Source organism: Tamaricihabitans halophyticus (assembly GCF_004340875.1).
Lineage (GTDB): Bacteria > Actinomycetota > Actinomycetes > Mycobacteriales > Pseudonocardiaceae > Tamaricihabitans > Tamaricihabitans halophyticus.
In genome coordinates this window covers 97380-117139 of the sequence record NZ_SLXQ01000003.1, presented here as the reverse complement: position 1 = coordinate 117139, position 19760 = coordinate 97380, and the positions used below count along the sequence as shown (strand labels likewise).

22 protein-coding genes and 1 tRNA gene are annotated in these 19760 nt (G+C 66.1%); 17 read left to right on the top strand and 6 right to left on the bottom strand.

Annotation, left to right across the window (positions count from 1 at the left end; all coding sequences use genetic code 11):
• The first annotated feature begins 426 nt into the window (after window positions 1–426).
• The 4 genes from EV191_RS30955 (at window position 427) to EV191_RS10885 (ending at window position 3455) form a co-directional block, all read left to right on the top strand.
• Entirely contained in the window at window positions 427–690 is a 264-nt protein-coding gene (locus EV191_RS30955; protein WP_132877133.1) for a hypothetical protein, read from the top strand.
• Complete coding sequence (locus EV191_RS10895; protein ID WP_424565448.1) at window positions 668–1042, top strand: hypothetical protein; 375 nt, start codon at window positions 668–670, stop codon at window positions 1040–1042. The genes EV191_RS30955 and EV191_RS10895 overlap by 23 nt, the downstream gene beginning before the upstream one ends.
• Window positions 1043–1497: 455 nt before the next feature.
• Entirely contained in the window at window positions 1498–2118 is a 621-nt protein-coding gene (locus EV191_RS10890; protein ID WP_243658883.1) for a TetR/AcrR family transcriptional regulator, read from the top strand.
• Between the two features lie 125 nt (window positions 2119–2243).
• Entirely contained in the window at window positions 2244–3455 is a 1212-nt protein-coding gene (locus EV191_RS10885) for a cytochrome P450 (RefSeq protein ID WP_165912910.1), read from the top strand.
• 40 nt (window positions 3456–3495) lie between these two features.
• Here EV191_RS10885 and EV191_RS10880 read toward each other — a convergent pair whose 3' ends face one another.
• Window positions 3496–3936: a QcrA and Rieske domain-containing protein gene (locus EV191_RS10880; RefSeq protein ID WP_132876858.1), complete on the bottom strand. Its 441-nt coding sequence runs from the start codon at window positions 3934–3936 to the stop codon at window positions 3496–3498.
• Window positions 3937–4042: 106 nt separating this feature from the next.
• On the opposite strand from EV191_RS10880, the gene EV191_RS10875 reads away from it, so the two are divergent.
• The 3 genes from EV191_RS10875 to EV191_RS10865 are packed head-to-tail and all read left to right on the top strand — an operon-like array spanning window position 4043 to window position 5581.
• Complete coding sequence (locus EV191_RS10875; RefSeq protein WP_132876857.1) at window positions 4043–4429, top strand: hypothetical protein; 387 nt, start codon at window positions 4043–4045, stop codon at window positions 4427–4429.
• Between the two features lie 13 nt (window positions 4430–4442).
• Window positions 4443–4943 (top strand): sigma-70 family RNA polymerase sigma factor, encoded by a 501-nt coding sequence (locus EV191_RS10870; RefSeq protein WP_279388418.1) that lies wholly within the window; start codon window positions 4443–4445, stop codon window positions 4941–4943.
• Window positions 4940–5581, top strand: a complete 642-nt coding sequence (locus EV191_RS10865; RefSeq protein ID WP_132876855.1) for an anti-sigma factor family protein — start codon at window positions 4940–4942, stop codon at window positions 5579–5581. The genes EV191_RS10870 and EV191_RS10865 overlap by 4 nt, the downstream gene beginning before the upstream one ends.
• On the opposite strand, the gene EV191_RS10860 is transcribed toward EV191_RS10865, so the two are convergent.
• Complete coding sequence (locus EV191_RS10860) at window positions 5578–6786, bottom strand: amino acid deaminase/aldolase (protein WP_132876854.1); 1209 nt, start codon at window positions 6784–6786, stop codon at window positions 5578–5580. The two genes, EV191_RS10865 and EV191_RS10860, sit on opposite strands and share 4 nt — an antisense overlap.
• A 48-nt stretch (window positions 6787–6834) precedes the next feature.
• Between EV191_RS10860 and EV191_RS10855 the strand changes: the two genes are divergently transcribed.
• Both EV191_RS10855 and EV191_RS10850 read left to right on the top strand, forming a co-directional pair.
• The gene (locus tag EV191_RS10855) at window positions 6835–8145 is read left to right on the top strand and encodes a D-arabinono-1,4-lactone oxidase (protein ID WP_132876853.1); all 1311 of its coding nucleotides are present in this window, start codon (window positions 6835–6837) and stop codon (window positions 8143–8145) included.
• 72 nt (window positions 8146–8217) lie between these two features.
• Complete coding sequence (locus EV191_RS10850) at window positions 8218–8664, top strand: GtrA family protein (RefSeq protein ID WP_132876852.1); 447 nt, start codon at window positions 8218–8220, stop codon at window positions 8662–8664.
• On the opposite strand, the gene EV191_RS10845 is transcribed toward EV191_RS10850, so the two are convergent.
• Both EV191_RS10845 and EV191_RS10840 read right to left on the bottom strand, forming a co-directional pair.
• Window positions 8651–9310 (bottom strand): SDR family oxidoreductase, encoded by a 660-nt coding sequence (locus tag EV191_RS10845; protein WP_132876851.1) that lies wholly within the window; start codon window positions 9308–9310, stop codon window positions 8651–8653. The genes EV191_RS10850 and EV191_RS10845 overlap by 14 nt on opposite strands.
• Before the next feature lie 20 nt (window positions 9311–9330).
• Window positions 9331–9945, bottom strand: coding sequence for a hypothetical protein (locus tag EV191_RS10840; RefSeq protein ID WP_132877130.1), 615 nt, complete (start codon window positions 9943–9945; stop codon window positions 9331–9333).
• Between the two features lie 441 nt (window positions 9946–10386).
• Here EV191_RS10840 and EV191_RS10835 point away from each other — a divergent pair, with 441 nt between their 5' ends.
• Window positions 10387–10806 carry a hypothetical protein gene (locus EV191_RS10835; RefSeq protein WP_132876850.1) on the top strand — a complete coding sequence of 140 codons (420 nt, stop codon included), beginning with the start codon at window positions 10387–10389 and terminating at the stop codon, window positions 10804–10806.
• A 13-nt stretch (window positions 10807–10819) separates the two neighbouring features.
• On the opposite strand, the gene EV191_RS10830 is transcribed toward EV191_RS10835, so the two are convergent.
• A complete protein-coding gene (locus tag EV191_RS10830; RefSeq protein WP_132876849.1) occupies window positions 10820–11602 on the bottom strand; it encodes an ESX secretion-associated protein EspG in 783 nt (260 codons plus the stop codon).
• Between the two features lie 201 nt (window positions 11603–11803).
• Here EV191_RS10830 and EV191_RS10825 point away from each other — a divergent pair, with 201 nt between their 5' ends.
• On the top strand, window positions 11804–12280 hold the full coding sequence (locus tag EV191_RS10825) for a hypothetical protein (protein ID WP_132876848.1): 477 nt from the start codon (window positions 11804–11806) through the stop codon (window positions 12278–12280).
• 42 nt (window positions 12281–12322) lie between these two features.
• Window positions 12323–13060, top strand: coding sequence for an SAM-dependent methyltransferase (locus EV191_RS10820; RefSeq protein ID WP_132876847.1), 738 nt, complete (start codon window positions 12323–12325; stop codon window positions 13058–13060).
• Window positions 13061–13283: 223 nt separating this feature from the next.
• Here the strand turns inward: EV191_RS10820 and EV191_RS10815 are convergent.
• Window positions 13284–13366, bottom strand: a tRNA-Leu gene (locus EV191_RS10815).
• A gap of 145 nt (window positions 13367–13511) precedes the next feature.
• Between EV191_RS10815 and EV191_RS10810 the strand changes: the two genes are divergently transcribed.
• From EV191_RS10810 to EV191_RS10790, 5 genes are all read left to right on the top strand, one after another.
• Window positions 13512–14774 (top strand): DUF3662 and FHA domain-containing protein, encoded by a 1263-nt coding sequence (locus tag EV191_RS10810; RefSeq protein WP_132876846.1) that lies wholly within the window; start codon window positions 13512–13514, stop codon window positions 14772–14774.
• A gap of 149 nt (window positions 14775–14923) precedes the next feature.
• Complete coding sequence (locus EV191_RS10805; RefSeq protein ID WP_132876845.1) at window positions 14924–15385, top strand: FHA domain-containing protein FhaB/FipA; 462 nt, start codon at window positions 14924–14926, stop codon at window positions 15383–15385.
• Window positions 15382–16812, top strand: a complete 1431-nt coding sequence (locus EV191_RS10800) for a PP2C family protein-serine/threonine phosphatase (protein ID WP_132876844.1) — start codon at window positions 15382–15384, stop codon at window positions 16810–16812. Before EV191_RS10805 ends, EV191_RS10800 begins: the two co-directional genes overlap by 4 nt.
• Entirely contained in the window at window positions 16812–18284 is a 1473-nt protein-coding gene (locus tag EV191_RS10795) for an FtsW/RodA/SpoVE family cell cycle protein (protein WP_132876843.1), read from the top strand. The genes EV191_RS10800 and EV191_RS10795 overlap by 1 nt, the downstream gene beginning before the upstream one ends.
• Entirely contained in the window at window positions 18281–19759 is a 1479-nt protein-coding gene (locus EV191_RS10790; protein WP_132876842.1) for a peptidoglycan D,D-transpeptidase FtsI family protein, read from the top strand. Before EV191_RS10795 ends, EV191_RS10790 begins: the two co-directional genes overlap by 4 nt.
• Window position 19760: the final 1 nt, after the last annotated feature.

Genomic DNA, 19760 nt, shown 5'->3' with positions numbered 1-19760 from the left:
CTCGGTTGGGACGGCCGGTGTCGCGCCCGAGCCCTGGTCCTCGGTGAAAGTCACTTGCGCCCCCTAACGGTCCACTGGGCGTCAGTAAGAGACTACGACTAGTCCACCCCGCCCGAGAAGTGCGGATCGATAAGCCTGATCGGTCCTAGTGAACATCAGCGACCGCTTAACGTGGAACTCTTACCGGTCGCCGCTGTACCGCCCACTTCGAGGCCAACTCGTCGCAATCTAGATTTAGTAAGCGTACGAGCACGGAGGGGAGCAGCCGTGGAGTTCACGCAGTCCGGTAGTGACGGCACCATCAGCAGGGGTGATGCCGGCCGGGTCGGCAGCGTCGCTGGCAGTGCTGTCCTTGACGGCCCACACGCGAACCGTACGAATCCCGCCGCGGCGGCGCATGCGGGCGCGGCGAGCCGGCTCACCGCGGTGCCTTCGCCGAGCGGTAGCCCGGCAGCAGCCAAGGACCAGCAGGTCTGGCGCGTGCAGTGTGGCGATGTGATCAACCGCGACCGGTGCCTGACCGTGCTGGTCGAAGATGGGAACGTCGTCCTGGTCGGCCCGCCCGGCGAAACCGCGCGACTGTCCGCTGGCCAGCTCGGTGAACTACGGCACGCGTTGAACGAAGCCTGGGAAGCGAGCAAGGGCGCCAGGAACGACCGCAAGGTCAATGACCAACCCGAGTGGCGGTGAACGTCCGGTGGACGAGATCCTCGGCCGAGTTCTGCGCGATGCCGTATGGGAACGGCTGAACATGCTGACCGAACTCGCGGACCGCGCTGACGCGCCGTCCTTGGTTTCCGTTGCCCGCTCCGAGCTGCCCAAGCTCACCGATGGCTGGCGGAGCCTGCTCACCGAGCATGAGCCAGACAACCGGGGCGACTGCCCGAGCTGTTCGACCAGGTGGCGCCGACAGAAGGCGCCCTGTTCGGTCTGGCGCGCCGCGCACGAACATCTGGTCGCCGGCGCCCTCGCCCCGCAACAGCAGGGTAGGCACATGCTGCAGAACCGCGAGCCACGTGGAGCGGTCGCCCAAGCCCACTGAGACCGGCGAGGCCAGGCCAAGGACGCTCACGCTTCCCCCGACCGTGTGAGACACCGATGGCCCCACTCGCCCAGCGCGGAGGTGGGTTCGACCCCGACGGACTCACCTCCGCGACCTACAACTCCATATGCATCTCCCAAGAACCCCGCGAGCCGGTGCCGTTGCATCCCCTCCCCCGACCGGCATCGGCTCGCGGCCCCAACACGGCCCGGTCCCACCTTCCTCCCGCAGGTGGGGCCGGGCCGCTCCATTTGCTTGCCAGGGCGTTAGACGGTTGCAACCTCGCTTGGTTACTTTCGGTGCGAAAATGATCAACATTGGCACAACTGGGTTACCCGCCGCGTGCCACGAAAGCTTTCCGGGCAAGATAGACATACCCCACATATTCGCGAGGAGCAGCCGTTGAGATCCCGCCGTCCTGTGCCGTTCGTTGACGCGCCCGCGGAGGCAACGAGGTGACCGGGGCAAGGCAAGCACCGCTGCGCCGTGTTCCTGTGCAGCAACGCAGCGCGGCGCGGGTCGAACGGATGCTCAGTGCCTGCGCGGAACTGATCCACGAACATGGCTACGACGGCGTGACGACGACGATGATCGCGAAGCGCGCCGGCGTCGCGGTTGGTTCGCTGTACCAGTTTTTCCCGGACAAGCGCGCGGTCGCGCAGGCCATCACCCAGCGCAACCTTGATCACTTCATCGGGGCCATCGATGCCCAGCTGACCACACTGGACGAACAGCACTGGTGGCAGGTGGCCGATGCGATCTTCGATATCTACTTGGATATGCACCGCACCGTGCCCGCGTTCAGCCAGCTGCACTTCGGCGATGTCATTGATCTGCGGCTGCTTGACGATCGGATGGACAACAACGCGGTGATCTCCGCCAAGCTCGGGGAGCTATTGCGCGGCAAGATGGAGATCGATCCGAGCGAGTACGAGCTGCCTATCGCGGTAGCCGTGGAAGCGGCCGACGCCGTGCTGAAGTTCGCCTTCCGGCACGATCCGCAGGGTGATCAGCGCGTAGTGGACGAAGCGAAAGCGATGATCAAGGGATACCTGGCTGCCCGCCTACCCGGCTAACTCACCGTAACCGCGTTCTTTGGGGATCTTGCGGTTCGCGGAAACTCGGAATTCGCGATCCCGGATGGGTTGCACACCGGCCTTACTGTGCGCGCTGAATCCGCTTTCAGTCGGAAGGATCAATGGTGATTCAGCAGTCGGGCGAAACGAGCGTGCCAGTCGCGGACCTGCTTGGCGAGCATCCGTTCGAGGTGTTTGCGCAGCTCCGCAACGATGCGCCGGTGTGTTATGTAGCGGAAATCGATACCTGGATGCTGACTAGATATTCGGACTGTGTCGAGGTTCTGGAAGATCCTGCGCGGTACTCCTCCGCTTATGCCGCGCCGCCACTCGACAAGGTACTGGAACCCGAAATTCTGCAAATTCTTATTAAATCGGGCGAACCGGGCAATCACGTGGTGCAAACCGATCCGCCGGATCACGCGGCAATGCGCTCGATCGCCCAGGGGCTTTTCCACGGCAAACGAATCAACAACACGATCCCGTTTATGCGCGAGACGGCGGACAAGCTGATCGATCAGTTCCTGCCGAGCGGCACGGCCGACCTGGTAGCCCAGTTCGCACTGCCCTACGTACAAACGGTTCTCTCCAGTATCGCGGGCGTGCCCGACGATCGCGCGCCGCTGATGGCCGAGGGCAACGAGGCATTCCTGCTGTTGATGACACCGACAGCCACGCTCGAGCAGAAGGTGGTCGCGGCACACAAGTTCGTCGAGTACGAGCTCGCGATCGGCGAACTGCTTGCCGAAAAGCGTGCCAATCCGGGCGACGACATGATCTCGGATCTGGTCACTGGCCCACCGCTGCCCGAGCCGGACGCTCGGATGTTCGTGAAAGGCCTTTACGCGGGCGGTATTCACACCACCTGCGATGCGATCACCTCCACGGTGTTCGCGCTGCTGGGCAGCGCTACGCACTGGACCGAGGCCAAGGAAAACCCATCCATGGCAAGGGGTCTGCTCGAGGAAACGCTACGACGCGATGCGCCACACCGGGGCCTGCTCAGGGTGACGACCGAGCCGGTACGGCTCGCCGGGGTGGAGCTACCGGCGGGCGCCAAGGTGCTCCCGATGCTCGGGGCGGCCAACCGGGATCCCGCGATCTTCGGCGATCCAGATGCGTTCGTGCCAGGCCAGCGGGAGAACATGCGGGATCATCTCGCGTTTGGCCACGGCATCCACCGCTGTGTGGGCGCCCCGCTGGCCAGGGCCGAAGGGCGGGTGGCGCTGGAAGCACTCACCTCCCGGCTACCGCTCCCGCGTACCGCGACCGAGGAGTTGAGTCACTACCCCGCCTTCTACTTCTGGGGGCTGGCCGCGCTGCCCATCGCATGGTGACGCCGGGTGATCGCGTTCTCCAGGGTTAGCGTGGTTTCGGCTAGGCCGGGACGACGCGCTCGCCGTCGATCCGGACCGCGACCTCCGGTAGCGGTTCGGTCGCCGGTCCGTTGCGCACCGCGCCGGTCTGCTTGTCGAAGGCGGATCCGTGGCATGGGCAATGCAGCTCCGCCTCCTCGGGTTGCACCTTGCAGCCCTGGTGGGTACAGGTGGCGCTGAACGCCACCACCTCGGTCTCGCTCGGCCGGGAGATGATGATCTCCGCACCGTCCGCGCCCTCGGTTTTGATCGCCCCGCCAACCTCGATGTCGCCCAGCTGCGCAAGTGCGCCATCGCCCGGTTCGGGAGCCGCGCCAGTAGTGCCAGCTGGCGCGGAATCGGCGCCGTCCTCGGTGTCACAGGCGGCCACGGCGGCAACCGCGCCGATCGCGAGCGCGCCCGTCGCCAGTGCGGTACGTCGGTTCGTCAATTCGGCAGTCATGCCTCGTACTACGGGCCGGAGCGCCGGCCGGTTCACATTTCCCGGCAGAATTTTGAACCAGGCACCCCGATGCATCGTGTAATAGATGAGCCGACGGGAGTGAGCTATGGCAACGGTACTTCGCCTGCTGGTGGTGCTGGGACTACTCGGTTCCGCATGGATCCACTTCGACCTGTGGCAGCTTGGCTATCGAGATATCGACACGATTGGCCCGTTGTTCCTGGTGAACGTGATCGCCGGGGCGGTGCTTGCGATCGCGGTACTGGTGTGGCGGCATTGGCTGCCATTGCTCGGCGCGGTCGGTTTCGGCCTAGCCACCCTCGGCGGCTACCTGCTCTCCGTCACGGTCGGCCTGTTCGGGATGCAGAACGAACTGTACTGGCAGGCCGAGCCGATCCTGGCCGCCGTGGCCGAACTCGGTTGCATCGTCTTCGGACTCGCCGGGGTGGTGATGCTGCGTAGCACGGAAAGGGCCGGGGTGGCCAGCCGATGAACCTGGGCCGGCGGTGACCACAGAGGAACACCTGATGCGCGCGCTGCACGAGGAACACGCGGCGGCGCTGTGGTCCTATGCGCTGCGGTTGACCGGCGGAGATCGGGCGCGCGCGGAGGACATCGTGCAGGAAACGCTGCTGCGCGCCTGGCGGCAGCTGCGGAACACGGCCGAGCCGCAAGGCAGGGCATGGCTGTATACGGTGGCCAAACACGTAGCCATCGATGGCTGGCGATCGGCGGCCGCGCGTAGCGAAGTAGCCAGCGAAGCGCCGCCCGAACTGCCCGTCGCGGACGAGACTGATCGCGCGCTGCAGGGCTGGTTGGTCGCCGATGCACTCGCCGAGCTGTCCGACCGGCATCGCGAGGTTGTACTGTTGTGCTTCTTCCACGGCTATTCGGTGGCCGAAGCCGCCGCCCGCCTCGGCGTCGCGGAAGGTACAGTCAAATCGCGCACCCACTACGCACTTCGCGCGCTGCGCATCGCCCTCGAAGAACGCGGGGTGGTGGTATGAGTACCGATCCGTTCGTCCACTTTGACGGCCCCTATGTGCTCGGCGCGCTCTCCGCTGAAGACCGGCAAGCCTACGAGGAACACCTGCCAAGCTGCCCGGACTGCACCGCCGCGGTCCGTGAACTTGCCGGGCTACCGGGCTTGCTTTCCCAGCTGCCCCAACCAGATCAGCTACCGCAAGCACCCGAACCGGAACTGTTGACCGGTTTACTCGCCACGGTGCGCAAAACCCGCCGGCGCCGTACCCGGCTGGCCGCATCCGTCGCTGCCGCGGCCGCCGCCTGTCTCGCGGTGCTGCTGCTTGGTCCACTCCTTGGCACCACGGAGATTCCCGGCGTCGCCCGCGCCACGATGAGCAGTGTGGACACTTCCCGGGTTACCGGTGCGGTGGCGATCAGCAACACGCGAGCCGGGATGACCAAAGTGGACATGACGTGTAGCTACACGGGCGGGGGCGGCGGCGAGTACCTGCTCGTCGCGGTCCGCACCAATGGCACCGAGCAGACGCTGGCCACCTGGTACGCGATCCCCGGCGATACCGCACGGATCGCACTGGGCACCAAGCTGGCCAAGGCGGATATCGACCGCCTGGAAGTACGCCTGCCAACCGGCGCCGCCGTCCTCACGCTCGATACCTAGCCGAAACACTGCCCATCGCCGCGATAGGTGCTCACCCGCTGGATGATCTCGTTGCCACGCACCAGGTGGTAGTCGGTGAAGTGTTCGGCCAGCTCGCCAGCCTTGGCGTGCCGCAGCCAGACCGTATCGCCGACCCGTAAGCCACGCGCCGCCGTCCCGCGCACCGGCGTTTGTACCTCGCCCGCGCCTTCCGCGCCGGTCAGCCGCAGTCCAGCGGGCAGGTACGGCGCTGGCAGCCGGTCGCCACGCGCCACCCCGGAGGCGAGATAGCCGCCGGCGAACAGCGTCGCCACCCGCGTGTCGGGTTTGCGCACCACGGACAGCCCGAACAGTGCGGCTGGCCGCGGCCGGAATCTGGTGTAGTGATCGAAAAGCGTGGGGCCGAGCAGCCCCGAACCCGCACCGATCTCGGTAACCGCCCGCTCCGCACCAGTCGACTCGACGCTGCCGGTACCGCCACCGTTGACGAACTCCAGCGGCGTCAATGCCCGCACCGCGTCGACGATCGCCGCGCGCCGTCCGGCGAGCTCGCGGGCGGAGCGCCGCTGCACCTCGCGCAACACCGCGCCGAAAACGCGATTGTCCGGCGCGTCCGCGAGCCCCGCGATATGCCCTTCGTAGCCAAGCAGGCCGACCGGGCGGAAGCCCTGGCGCGCGAGCAGTTCCCGCACCAGCCCGGTGACCTGCCGGACCGAGCGCAGCGGCGCGCGCAGCGTGCCGATATGCAGCCCGGGCAACGGCCGCCAGGAAGTGTCGAATTCGACGCATACCCGGATCTCCGGGTGTCCTTGCCCGAGCACCCTGTCCATCAGGTCGAGCTGGGCCGGCGAGTCGACAACGACGGTGATCGCCGCGCGGGCCTTCGCATTGGCCGCGAGTTGGCGCAGCGCCACCGGGTCAACCGTGGGATAGGCGACAAGTAGATCGTCGCTGAGCCCCGAGGCATGCAGCCACAACGCCTCGGCAAGTGAGTAGCACATCAGACCGGCGAACCCCGGCCTTGCCAGCGCCCTACGCAGTAGCTCACGGCAGCGCACGGATTTCGTGGCGATCCGGATCGGCACCCCACCGGCCCGCGTGCCGAGTTCCGCCGCGTTCTGGTCGAAGGCATCCAGGTCCACAATGGCCAACGGGGTGGGTAGTCCAGCGGTTGCCTCGGCATAGCGCGCGCGGTCGGCGAGCGCCTGCTCAGCGAATGTGGTCACCCCTGTACGGTAGGCTACTTTCCGATGCAAGGTGAAGAAGATTCACTTATGAAACACACGACTTCGTGGACCAACTGGGCAGGCACTGTCGCCGCGACTCCGCGCAGCCTTGCCTGCCCGCGCGACCTCGACGAGCTTCGCGCGGTCGTCACCAGCACCGCCGAGGCCGGCTCGCAGCTGCGGGTACGCGGTAGCGGGCATTCCTTCACGCCGGTAGCGGCAACCGATGCGGTCGCGGTCGAGCTCTCCGAGCTGACCGGCATCGTCGCGGCGGACACCACCACCGGGCTGGTCACCGTGCGCGCGGGCACCCCGCTACGGCAGCTGAACACCCTGCTCGACGGGCTTGGCCTGGCGATGAGCAATCTCGGCGATATCGACGCGCAGACCATCGCGGGCGCCATCTCCACCGGGACCCATGGCACCGGCGCCCGGTTCGGCGGGCTGGCCAGCCAGGTACACGCGCTGGAACTCGTGCTCGCGGACGGCACGGTGACCAGCTGCTCCGCCGAACACCAGCCGGAGCTGTTCGCCGCGGCCAAGGTCGGCCTTGGCGCGCTCGGTGTCCTGCATACCGTCACGCTGCGCTGCGAACCGGCCTTCCTGCTTGACGCCGAGGAACGCAGCGAGCCCATCGAGGAGGTGCTGGCCAACTTCACCGAACAGGCCGAGGCCAACGATCATTTCGAGTTCTACTGGTTCCCTTATGGACGCCGCGCGCTGGTCAAGCGGAACAACCGGGCGCCAGCCGGGGCCGAACCGGCGCCGCTTTCCGCCGCGCGACAGTTCTTCGAGTACCGAGTGGTCGAAAATGGCGTGTTCGGCACGCTGTGCCGGCTGGGCAGGTTGGCTCCGCCACTGGTTAAACCGCTGAACCGGCTGTCCTCGAACGCACTGTCCAGCCGCGCGTACCGGGACGTGGCGCACCGGGTGTTCAGCACACCCCGCACGGTCCGCTTTGTGGAGTCGGAGTACGCGGTGCCACGCGCGGCACTGCCCGAGGTGCTCAGCGAGTTGCGTGCCATGGTGCCCAGGTTGGCCGATCCAGTGATGTTCCCTGTCGAGGTGCGGGTTGCCGCCGCCGATGATGCCTGGCTGTCCACCGCCTACCAGCGAGACTCCGCGTACATCGCGGTGCACCAGTTCGCTGGAATGCCTTATCGGGCATACTTCGCCTTGTTCGAGTCAATCGTCAGCAATGTGAATGGGCGGCCACATTGGGGGAAGCTGCATACCCTGGATGCGGCGGAGCTGCGCACGCGTTATCCGCGATTCGACGACTTCGGGCGACTGCGGGCCGAGGTCGACCCGCAAGGGGTGTTCCAGAGTGGCTACTTACGGCGAATTCTGGACACGTAACGTATACAGTTCCGACATTTCTATACACTTCTTTAACTTCACAAGTTTGTGAAATGTCGGTAGCGTGATCTCATGTCGGCCCCAACAGCTACCCGAAAGCTCGGCCCGGTTCCCTTGCGGCTTCCCAGCAAGGCGTTCACCCGGCACGCGAGCTGGTATCTGACGGCCGGGGTACTGACCACGGGCGCACAGCTCGGCCTTTTCCTGCTGTTGCGAAACCCGTTCGGATCTCATCTGGCGAATCTGTTCGCGATCGCGGTCACCACGATCGCGAACACCGAATTCCACCGGAAGATCACCTTCGTCGAGGCGGTCAGCCCGCCGGTGCGCCGGCATGTGCAGACCGTGCTGACGTTCCTGTTCTACGCCAGCTACGGTTCGCTCACGCTGCTGCTGTTGTACGCGCTGATTCCGAACGCGGACTCGACGCTGGAAACGATCACGCTGGCGATCGCCAGTTTCACCGGCGGTACGGTGCGCTTCGTGCTGCTGCGCACCATCGTGTTCATCCGTCGCTGAGCGCCGCGACCGCCGCCTGGATTGGCGTAGCACCCTGCACCAGTTCAAGGGTCCGGCCGATACTGGCCGGCGTATCGAGCAGGGCCGCCACCACTCCGGCCACGTCTTCGCGGGTGATCGTGGTGTATTCGCTGCGTCCGGAAAGCGCGATCAGTCCGGTACCAGCCTCGTCGGTGAGCTGGCCTGGGCGCAGAATCGTCCAATCCAGATCGCGTTCGCGCAGGTCCTGTTCGGCCGCATCCTTGGCCCGCAGGTATACCGCGAATACCTCGTCCATGCCTGGCTGATCCGCGCGGTCCAGCCCCATCGCGCTGATCTGCACATGCCGCCGAACACCAACCCGCTCCGCGGTTTCCGCGAGCAGTACGGCCGCACCCAGGTCCACCGTGGTTTTCCTGGCAGCGCCGCTACCCGGACCGGCACCCGCGGCGAATACCGCGACATCGGCACCATGTAGCACCTCGGCAAGCGCATCGCCGTCGGAGTTCTCCAGATCGAGTACCGCTGGCTCGGCACCGAGCGCCTGTAGTTCCGCGCCATGCGCGGGGTTTCGGATGATGCCGACTACCTGATCACCGCGTTCGACGAGCAGGGGGATCAATCGCAGCGCGATCTTGCCGTGCCCACCAGCTATCACCACTCGCATGGCACCAGCCTAGGTGCCGGTCACTCCACCGTCGCAAGCAGTTGTTCGTAGACCAGCTCGTTGACCCACCGGGAAACCGCGTCCTCATCGAGGAGCAACCGCTCCGACCGACCGGCCAGATCGGTCTCCACACGGGCGCCTTCCTCCGCCGTTCCGATCGCCACGCCGTAGGTGCGGGCCCTCGGCAGGCAGTTGGTCACGTAGTCGTCGGTGAACGCGACCTCGGCCGGCAGCACCATCGCGGTGTCGCCGTAGCGGGCGAACGGCACCACCGAAGCCAAGCCGGTACGCCAGTGCCTGGCCACCGACAGCACGCCGCGGATTTCCACCGCCGGGGATGGCGCGCTGTCGGTGAATTCCGGCCAGGTCCAGGTGGACACCGTCGCGCGGTCCGTCACCGGTGCGACGCCGAAGCAGATCCGTTCGGCGTGCACATCGGGGCGAAGTTCGGCGACAACCGTCACGCGGCGTCCGAGCAACTTCATTTCGGGGAGCACGGTCCCTTGCCAACCAAACTGGGCCGCGGCCTCTCTGGCCAGGTCGGCGGCGCTCGCCGGGAGTTCAATGGGCGGAACAACTCGGGTCGGCAGGGCCTTGACGTCTTGTGACGCTGACGTCTTCGCTGTTTCCGCGATGCGCCCTGGAGTCCCGGTCACCCTGTTCGCCTCCCTCGCTCGGCCGTTCGCCGAACACGCCGTCAACTGCAGAAACCCGGTTGGCGGGTCCGGAAACATGGGTACCAGGTAGGCGCATACCTGGTCTGCGGTTAACGGGGGCCGCTGCGATCGGCGGCGCTCAACGGTCGGTGACCGGTCGACGAGCGGTAGTCAGGGTTCAGCCCGACCATGCTGCCGAGTGGGTGAGAGCCCGCTCCGCGACCAAACTCAGCGTATCGAATCGGTAACCGGCTGGACAGGTTTGCGTGACCATCCGAACGGGTGGCATCACGCGGTGATCACGGATGAGCAGCAATCGCGGACAATGGGCCGTGCGTCGGGCCACTGCGCGCGTCGTATTGTTCGTACCCTCCACCGCGGCGCAGATCATCGCGGGATTGGATTCGACTGGGAGGCATCATGGGCGCGCTCGTCGCGGACAACGCGCCAGCCAAACGGAGGCTGGGACGAGCGGGGCGGGGCTTCCTGCTGGGGATTGTTGTTGGCTTGCTCATTGGCGTAGGCGCCACATTCTGGACTTGGCAGCTGAAAACGAACAATGGCGCGAACGCGGATGGCCAGCTCGCCTGCGAAGTCGTGGCCCGGATCAAGGTCGACATGCTCGGCCCGCCCGGGCAGGAGGGCGACGAGCTGACCGCCCACCGGTGGGCGGCGGTGCGGGCGGCGGGGAACGCGGCGGCCACGCAGGACGGTTCGTATCAGCCGTTCGCCGCGGCGATCGACCAAGCGAATACCGAACTGCTGAACCCGGCTGGGCCCGACCGGCAGAAGATTGCGAATCTTATTCGCACGGCGAAGGATCGCTGTCTCTACCGTTGATCGCGGTGGGAAGTTAGCGGACGCTGGTAAGCAGTTCGGCCACGCTCGCGCGAATTCTCCGGTCACCGCCGGGTGCCGCGCTGATCCATTCCTCGCCGGCCGCGCCGGTGGACTTGCGCGCGATCAGCCACCGCCCCTGCTCGGTGTCCAACAGGATCAGCGGCCCCGCGCGGCGCCGTTCGCCGGCGCGATCCCGCGCGGCCACATGCAACTCGGCGGCGTGTAACCGCGGCAGTTGAAGCACCGTCTGCAATCGCTGTGCTTCTGGTCCACCACTGCTGGCCAGCGCGCCTTCGGTATCGGGCGTGAGCAGGTTCTGATAAGCGCTGACCCGTGCGTTGATGGCCTGCGCCCGTGCCGGCGTGGCCTCGGGCAGCGCCGCGAGCAGTTCCTCGGCGAGCGATTCCGGGTGAACCGGGCGCAGCCGAACCTGCTCGGCGATTCTGGTCAGCTGTACGGCATCGGCGCCGGCCGAGGCGACCAAGACCTGATATGGCCCTTCCTGATCATTGGCCCAAAAGGACAGTTCCACGGTCGGGCTGGCGAGTACCAGCAACGCATTCTGGAAATCTGGAGCCATTCCAGTGCCGGAAGAAAGGCCCCCGGAAAGAAGGTCCCCAGAAAAAAGGTCCATTGTGGCCAGCGCCTCGCGCGCTGCCGCGTCCCTGGCCCCAGCCGTATCGTCGCCGTGCCAGGCCGCCACTTCGGCGAACGTCGGATGTCCCTCGCCGAGGCCCTGCCAACGTAGGCAGGTACTGAGTACCCATGCGGGCAGGTCGTAGGTCGTGCGCAGCATCAAACTTCCCGTTCGTCAGTTCACCGAGCCGATTCTGCTCACCCGAGGTCTGGCCAGCCGGTTAACGAGCAGCCTGCCCGCTGGCCAGTGGCGACGTGTGCCGAGTCGGTAAAATTCGGCCGTTCGGACCAGCGTGCCATTCGCCGGTCGGCCGCCGTCGCCAGTAACACGACAGGTCTACCAGACCGTTAGGGTCGTACCGTGCCACCGAAACCACCAGCGGGACGAGAGCCGGCGATCGTCGTACAGCAGACGCCCAGTTATGTACTGCGTTCCCTTGTCGGCACGCTGTTGTTGATCTTCGCCTTGTTCGTGACGTTGGCCGTTGGCGGCGTGCTCAGCTCGATGGGTTGGGCGCGGTTCCTGATTGCCGCGCTCGCAATCGCGGTGGTGGCGCTTGGCTACTGGCAGAACAGCTATGCCGCCGGCAAGGACTGGTTTCGCCGGGGCTTCTACTGGGTGGATACCACCGAGCTGACCGAGTTGATCGTGCGCAAGAAGAGCGTGCGGATGCAGGATTCCTCCACGAAACGTACGGCGAGCGTGCCGATCAGGGTTCTCGAGTCCAATCAGCAGCTGCGCGAGACGCTTACCAAGGGTGTACGTAAATCGGTGGCATCGGGCACGCTGCAAACCAACCAGCGTGCCAGGGATCTCTTCGCGATCAAGCGGAAGTAATTCGGTCGAGCCGGCTAATCTCGACAGCTACGCTTCGCGGCCATGTTGGAGCCCACGTCCACCTATTTCTCGGTAATCGAGCGCAGTCATGAGATCCAGAACCCGCTCGAACCTGCGCAGGCCCGGCTGGTTGCGGACTACCTGAACGTCACGGAAGGCACCCGGGTGCTGGATATCGGGTCCGGCAGGGGGCGGTGGGCCGTCGAGCTTGCCGCGCGGGGCGCCCAGGTCACCGGGCTGGAGATCAACCCGGATTACGCGAGCGCGGCGCGAGAGCACGCCGAGCGGTCGGGATTGGCTGAGCGGGTAACCACGGTGCTCGGCCCGGCCGCGGAGTTCGCGCCGCCGCATGACTTTGACGTGGCGACCTGTCTCGGCGCCAGCTTCGCCTTCAGTGGGTGCCGACCGGCACTGGACTGGATGGGCAAGGCCACCCGTGTGGGTGGCCGGGTGGCGATCGGCGATGTGCATACGGTGCCCGGCGGGTTCGCGGCAGGCGAGTTGCCGCCTTCGCTTACCGAGTTGCCCACATTGCCCGAGTTGACTCGTTCGTTCGACGATGCCGGGTTCGAGCTGATCGGGTTGGTCACCGCCACGCTGGCTGGTTGGGATCGGTACGAGTCGCTGCACTGGCAGAACGCCTTCGCGTGGGCAGCGGAGTATCCCGAGCACCCGGAGCGGGACGAGATCCTTCGGCTGTGCCGGCAGATGCGCGAGAACTACCTCACCACCGAACGCGGCGCGTTCGGCTGGTCGGTCCTAGTAGGCATCCGCCGCTAACCCCCGTGACCACATTCTTTAGGGATCTTGCGGGTTTATCGGGGCGAGGAGGCCCCAACCCGACCAAACCAACCACGCGGAAGCGCAAGCACCAGGAGGCCGCCCCACTACACAAACCAACCACGAAGAACGCAACCACGGGGGCGAGGAGGCCATAGGCCCGGAGGGCCTTCAAAAAAATCGAACTCCCTCCAAAAAAGGGAGGGAGCCATCCCGACATGGGTGGGCGAGGAGGGAGTTGAACCCTCACGTCCTTTCGGACACACGGACCTGAACCGTGCGCGTCTGCCATTCCGCCACTCGCCCTGAATGACGTTGTCGATCTACGCTGAACGACCTTGGGCAGCTTAGCACCCTGTTTGGAACTGGTTTGCCCGCCCCCGTGTCGAAGTCGCAAACCGCAGATACGATCGAAGACCAAGGACAACCGTCGCGAAGGGAGGTGGTGGCCATGGGCCGGGTACAACGCTTTGACCGGCGCCTGGAGGGCATCATCGGCAATACCTTCGCGCGGATCTTCGGTGGCAAGGTAGTGCCAGAGGAAGTCGCGCAGGCGCTCCAGCGAGAAACCGAGGGTAATGTGCGCGAGCTGGCCGGTGGCCGGCTGCTGGCACCCAACCACTACACGGTAATACTGGGTGCGAAGGATCACTCACAGCTAGCCGGTGACGAAGCCAGCGTCTGCAAACACCTCGAAAACGTCATCTCGGACCACCTCGCCGAGCAGGGCTGGGACACTTATGGTGACGTCGTAGTCTCGTTAGAGCGCTCCGAGGCGCTGCACACCGGACAATTTCGAACCCGCTCGGCCGTAGACCCCGACGTACGGCCTCGCAGTTCGCAGCCAGCGAGCAACGAGGAGAGCGGGCGGGCAACACATAGTCGCAACGCAGGAGACCCACCCATGAGCCAGCCTCCCGGCTACGGCCAGCAGGACCCCTACGGGCAGGGGCAATACGGTTACGGACAAGGGCAGCCCGGATACGACCCCTATGGCGGACAGCCGGGCTATGACCAGGGCTACGGCCAGCAAGGCTACGACCAGGGCTACGGCCAGCAGGGTTACGACCCGTACGGCGGGCAGCCCGGCTACGACCAGTACGGCGGCCAGCCGCAACAGGGCTACGACCCCGGCTACGGCGGGCAACCTGGCTACGACCCCTACGGCGGCCAGCCCCAGCAGGGCTACGACCCCGGCTACGGCGGGCAGCCCGGTTACGACCCGTACGGCGGGCAGCCCGGCTACGACCAGTACGGCGGCCAGCCGCAACAGGGCTATGGCGGGCAACCCGGTTACGACCCGTATGGCGGCCAGCCGCAGCAGGCTCCGCCTTCGCCCCCCGGCGGGTACCCCCAGCAGGGTGGTTACCCGGGTGATCCGCAGCAGGGCTACGCGCCGCCGGCGATGCAGGGCGGTCCCCGCCAGCTGGCCGCCAGCCTGCAGCTGGACGACGGTTCGAACCGCACCTACTCGCTGAAGCAGGGCGGCAACGTGGTCGGCCGTGGGCAGGACGCGGACTTCCGGCTGCCGGACACCGGTGTCTCCCGGCGACACCTGGAGATCACTTGGGACGGGCAGAGCGCCACGCTCGCCGATATCGGGTCGACCAACGGGACCACCGTGAACGGCACCCCGGTGCAGAACTGGCAGCTCGCGGATGGCGACGTCATCCGCGTTGGCCACTCCTCCCTCGTCTTCCGAACCCAGGGCTAACCCAGGGAGATTAGCCGCCGAGAAGGGCGCTGATACCGGGGCTGGAAGAAGTTTCCGGCCCCCGCGTAACCGCTGTCCAGCAGAGCGTTAGATCATATGTAGTCAGCGATACGCGCAAGTCATGGACGAGGCGGGAGCGGACACTACAGGTGCCAGAGCTGGTCGTGCAGCTAACCAGAGCAGGGTTTCTCGCCCTGCTCTGGTTATTCGTGCTGTTCGCACTGCGGGTAATCCGCTCGGACATCTACGCGGCATCCGGTATCAAGGTGAATGTGCCGGGCTTCCGCCGGTCCGAACCGAAGAAACCAAAGGGGAGCAAATCGCCGAGGCAGATGGTGGTGACGCACGGCGCGCTGGCGGGAACCCGGATCTCGCTGGACGGTCGGCCCATCCTGATCGGCAGGGCGGATGACTCCACTCTGGTGCTCGACGATGACTACGCATCCACCCGACACGCGCGGCTCTCGCTTCGCGGACACGATTGGTACCTGGAAGATTTGGGTTCCACCAACGGTACGTACCTGGATCGGGCTAAAGTCACGGCACCTATGCGGGTACCGCTTGGTGCCCCGATCCGTATCGGCAAAACGGTGATCGAGCTGCGCACATGACCCTCGTCCTTCGCTACGCCGCCCGCAGTGACCGCGGCCTGGTTCGGTCCAACAACCAGGACTCGGTATACGCCGGCCCACGTCTGCTCGCCCTCGCTGACGGGATGGGCGGCCATGCAGCTGGCGAGGTGGCCAGCAAGGTAGTCATCGCCGCGCTCGCGCCGCTCGATGACGACGATCCGGATGACGATCTGCTCGCCCAACTCCGCGACGCCACGATCGCGGGGAACGGCTCGATCTCCGAGCTGGTCGCCAGCGACCCGGATCTGGACGGGATGGGCACCACGCTGACCGCGGTGCTTTTCGCCGGTACCCGCCTCGGACTGGTGCATATCGGTGACTCCCGCGCCTATCAGCGCCGCAACGGCCAGGTCACCCAGATCACGCATGACGACACCTTCGTCCAGTCGCTGATCGACGAGGGTCGGATCACCGAGGACGAGGCGGCCAACCACCCGCAGCGCTCGCTGTTGCTGCGCGCGCTGACCGGCCAGGACGAGGTTGAACCGAACCTCACGGTGCGCGAGGCCCGCGCCGGCGACCGCTACCTGCTTTGCTCCGATGGGCTTTCCGGAGTGGTCAGCCACGAGACGCTGACCGAGGCATTGAACATCACCGACCCGCAGGCCTGCGCCGATCGGATGATCGAGCTGGCGCTCAAGGGCGGCGGGCCGGACAACGTCACGGTGATCATCGCCGATGTGGTGGACGTGGACTTCGGCGAGGATGCGCCCATCGTCGGCGGCGCCGCGGGCAACGGTCAGGACGATCCCGCGCCCCAGGCGGATACCGCCGCGTCCAGGGCGGCCGCGCTGACCTCGCCGCCACCGCAGCCGATGCCGACCACGCCGCTGCAGCTACCCGAGGAAGAACACCCGAAGGCCAAGCGCCGCAAGCGGGTGCGCTGGCTGGCCGCCATCCTCGTACTGCTCATCCTTGCCGCTGCTGGCGTGCTCGCCACCAGGTATTTCGTGATGAGCCAGTACTACGTCGGCGAGGACGAGCGCGGCGAGATCGCGATCTTCCAGGGCGTGCGGGGCAGCGTGCTCGGTCTCGAGCTGAACGAGCAGGTCCAGGCTTCCTGCGCGGATGGCGACGCGAACTGCGAACCGGTGTACGTGGACGACCTCGACCAGAGCGCGCGCCAGACGGTCCGCGCCGGGCAACCACAGGACAACCTCGAGGACGCCGAGAACTTCCTGGCCAGGATGCGGGAGCACCAACTGCCGATCTGCGCGGAGCAGGAAGAGCCCAATCAACCGAACGAGCAGAACCGGCCGAACGACCCGAACCAGCCGAACCGGCCAGGCGACGGTGGGAATGGCGGGAACGGCGGAAACGACAACGGGTCGACCGCACAGCCGCCAGAGCAGGAGCAGCGGCCGGGGGTTGATTGCCGCCCACCGCGCGACGCGGGTGGTCGCTAATGACGGGCCCGGCAGCCGGCGGTGGTGCCGCAGCCAGTTCCGGTCAGCCGGCGGTCGCGCAAACTGATCCTGGTCGCACGATATCCACCAGGCGCGGCACCGAGCTGTTTCTCCTCGGCTTCGCCGCGGTACTGGTGACGGGCGCCTTCGTACTTGTCGAGGCGAACCAGGAAAAGCAGCTGTCCTTGCGGATCGTCTGGTACGGCTTGGCCTTTCTCGCCTCGTTCGCCATCGCGCACCTCGCGGTACGGCGCTGGGCGCCCTATGCGGACCCACTGATCCTGCCCTGCGTGGCGCTGTTGAACGGGCTCGGCCTGGTGGTGATCTACCGGATCGACCTGGCCCAAACGGAGAAGTTCGCCGGCAGCGACACACCCTGGGCCGATGCCGCGCCACGCCAGCTGGCCTGGGTAGCCATCGCACTGGTGTTGTTCCTTGCCGCGATGTACTGGGTGAAGGACCACCGCACGCTTTCCCGCTACGCCTACACATTCGGGCTGGTCGGGCTGATCGCGCTCGCCTTGCCCGGCGCGTTGCCCGCGGCGATCTCCGAGGTGAACGGCTCGAAGGTGTGGATTCGCCTCGGACCGCTGAGCATCCAGCCCGGCGAGTTCGCGAAGATCCTGCTGATGATCTTCTTCGCCGGGTTCCTGGTTTCCAAGCGGGACCTGTTCACCAGTGCCGGGCGCAAGTTCCTCGGCATGGAGCTGCCGCGCGCACGGGACCTCGGCCCGGTGCTTGCCGCATGGGCGGTTTCGGTCGGCGTGCTGGTGCTGGAGAAGGATCTCGGTAACTCGCTGCTGTTCTTCGGCATCGTGCTGGTGATGCTGTACATGGCCACCGAGCGCATTGCCTGGGTAGTGGTCGGGCTATCGCTGTTCGTCGGTGGCGCGCTGCTTGCGTACAACATGTTCGCGCATGTGCAGTCCAGGGTGCATGCCTGGCTCGACCCGTTCGCCGACTACGACACCGGCGGCTTCCAGATCGCGCAATCGCTGTTCGCCTTCGGCACCGGCGGGGTTGGCGGCACCGGTCTTGGCGCCGGCCGGCCGGAAATGCTGCTGAACCAGGCGAACAGCGACTTCATCACCGCGGTGATCGGCGAGGAGCTCGGCTTCATCGGGCTCGCCGGCGTCCTGATGATCTACATGCTGCTCGCCATGCGCGGTATGCGCAGCGCACTGGCCGTCCGGGACACCTTCGGTAAACTGCTTGGTGCCGGCTTGTCCTTCGCGCTGGTCCTGCAGGTTTTCGTGGTCGTCGGTGGTGTCACCACCCTGATCCCACTGACCGGACTCACCGCGCCGTTCCTTTCCGCGGGTGGCTCGTCGGTGATGGCCAACTACATCCTTGTCGCGTTGCTGCTCCGGATCTCCGACGCGGCGCGCAGGCCTCAGCAGAAAGCCCGCCCGCAGCCTCAGCAAGCACCCATCGCTGAGGCGCATACGGTCATGGTGGAGCGGCCACAATGAACACCCCACTACGCCGTGTCGGACTCGCGATGCTCGCGATGGTCGCGTTACTCATCGCCAATGCCACCTATATCCAGGTGGTCAAGGCGGACGGCTACCGCGCGGACCCGCGCAACCAGCGCGTGCTGCTCGACGAGTACTCCCGCGAACGGGGCAAGCTGGTCTCGCAGTTCAACGGCGAGGTACTGGCTAACGTGAAACCGACGGATTCGCGGTTGCAGTACCTCAGGCAGTACGTCAACGGCCCTGCTTACGCGCCCGTCACCGGCTACTACTCGGTGCGTTACGGCGCGGGTGGCTTGGAGCGCGCCGAGGACGAGGTGCTGAACGGTTCGGATCCGCGCCTGCTAGTCCGCCGGCTCTCCGATGTGATCACCGGTAGGGACCCGCGCGGCGGCAACGTCCAGTTGACCATCAACCCCCGGGTACAGCAGACCGCCTACGACGAGATGACCTCCCGCGGCTACAAGGGTTCCGTGGTGGCGCTGAAACCGGATACCGGCGAGATTCTCGGCATGGTCAGCACGCCGTCCTATGACCCGAACAAGCTCGCCCAGCACGACAGCGCGGGCCAGGAAGAGGCGTGGACGCAGTACAACAACGATCCGAACCAGCCGATGCTGAACCGGGCGATCAACCAGACCTACCCGCCGGGTTCGACCTTCAAGCTGATCACCGCCGCGGCCGCGATGGAACAGGGCATCGCCGATGAGCGGCTGACCGCGGCCTCGCAAATCGACCTGCCCTCGGGTGGTGGCACCACGCTGGAGAACTACGGCGGTTCGCACTGTGGTTCGGGTGGCGACTCGGTGGATCTGACCACCGCGCTCGCCCTTTCCTGTAACACCGCCTTCGCCGAGTTGGCCGGCAAAGTTGGCCGGGAGGGGATGCTCGAGCAGGCGGCGAAGTTCGGCATCGGCGGCGAGGAACTGAATGTTCCGATGCGGGTTTCCGGTTCCACCCTCGGCGATATCGCGGATGAGGCCTCGCTTTACCAGACGGGCATCGGCCAGCGTGACGTTCGGCTGACCCCGCTACAGGACGCGATGGTCGCCGCCGGGATCGCGAATGGCGGTACGGTGATGACTCCGCAGCTGGTCAAGGAAGTGCAAGCGCCCGATCTGACCACCATTCAGGACTTCTCGCCGGAAACCTACGACACGGCAATGTCCGGGGCGAATGCTTCGGCATTGACCGACATGATGATCGACTCCGAGGAGAACACCTCCGGCGAAGGCCAGCGCAGCGACCTGACGATCGCGTCCAAGACGGGCACCGCAGAGCACGGCAACGATCCAAAGAACACCCCGCCACACGCCTGGTACGTGGCCTTCGCGCCGGCAGACGACCCGCAGGTCGCCGTCGCGGTGATCGTGGAAAGCGGTGGTGACTTCGGGCTCGTCGCCACCGGCGGCAAGGTCGCCGCGGGCATCGGCCGCGCGACGATTGACGCCGCGCTGCCCGGGGGTAGCTAGC

Bases quoted from the DNA above. Each gene is read 5' to 3' on its own strand.
- EV191_RS10875 (WP_132876857.1), top strand. From the start codon at position 4,043: ATGGCAACGGTACTTCGCCTGCTGGTGGTGCTGGGACTACTCGGTTCC.
- EV191_RS10795 (WP_132876843.1), top strand. From the start codon at position 16,812: ATGACGGGCCCGGCAGCCGGCGGTGGTGCCGCAGCCAGTTCCGGTCAG.
- EV191_RS10810 (WP_132876846.1), top strand. From the start codon at position 13,512: ATGGGCCGGGTACAACGCTTTGACCGGCGCCTGGAGGGCATCATCGGC.
- EV191_RS10820 (WP_132876847.1), top strand. From the start codon at position 12,323: ATGTTGGAGCCCACGTCCACCTATTTCTCGGTAATCGAGCGCAGTCAT.
- EV191_RS10790 (WP_132876842.1), top strand. From the start codon at position 18,281: ATGAACACCCCACTACGCCGTGTCGGACTCGCGATGCTCGCGATGGTC.
- EV191_RS10800 (WP_132876844.1), top strand. From the start codon at position 15,382: ATGACCCTCGTCCTTCGCTACGCCGCCCGCAGTGACCGCGGCCTGGTT.
- EV191_RS10880 (WP_132876858.1), bottom strand. From the start codon at position 3,936: ATGACTGCCGAATTGACGAACCGACGTACCGCACTGGCGACGGGCGCG.
- EV191_RS10865 (WP_132876855.1), top strand. From the start codon at position 4,940: ATGAGTACCGATCCGTTCGTCCACTTTGACGGCCCCTATGTGCTCGGC.
- EV191_RS10855 (WP_132876853.1), top strand. From the start codon at position 6,835: ATGAAACACACGACTTCGTGGACCAACTGGGCAGGCACTGTCGCCGCG.
- EV191_RS10850 (WP_132876852.1), top strand. From the start codon at position 8,218: ATGTCGGCCCCAACAGCTACCCGAAAGCTCGGCCCGGTTCCCTTGCGG.
- EV191_RS10895 (WP_424565448.1), top strand. From the start codon at position 668: ATGACCAACCCGAGTGGCGGTGAACGTCCGGTGGACGAGATCCTCGGC.
- EV191_RS10845 (WP_132876851.1), bottom strand. From the start codon at position 9,310: ATGCGAGTGGTGATAGCTGGTGGGCACGGCAAGATCGCGCTGCGATTG.
- EV191_RS10835 (WP_132876850.1), top strand. From the start codon at position 10,387: ATGGGCGCGCTCGTCGCGGACAACGCGCCAGCCAAACGGAGGCTGGGA.
- EV191_RS10830 (WP_132876849.1), bottom strand. From the start codon at position 11,602: ATGCTGCGCACGACCTACGACCTGCCCGCATGGGTACTCAGTACCTGC.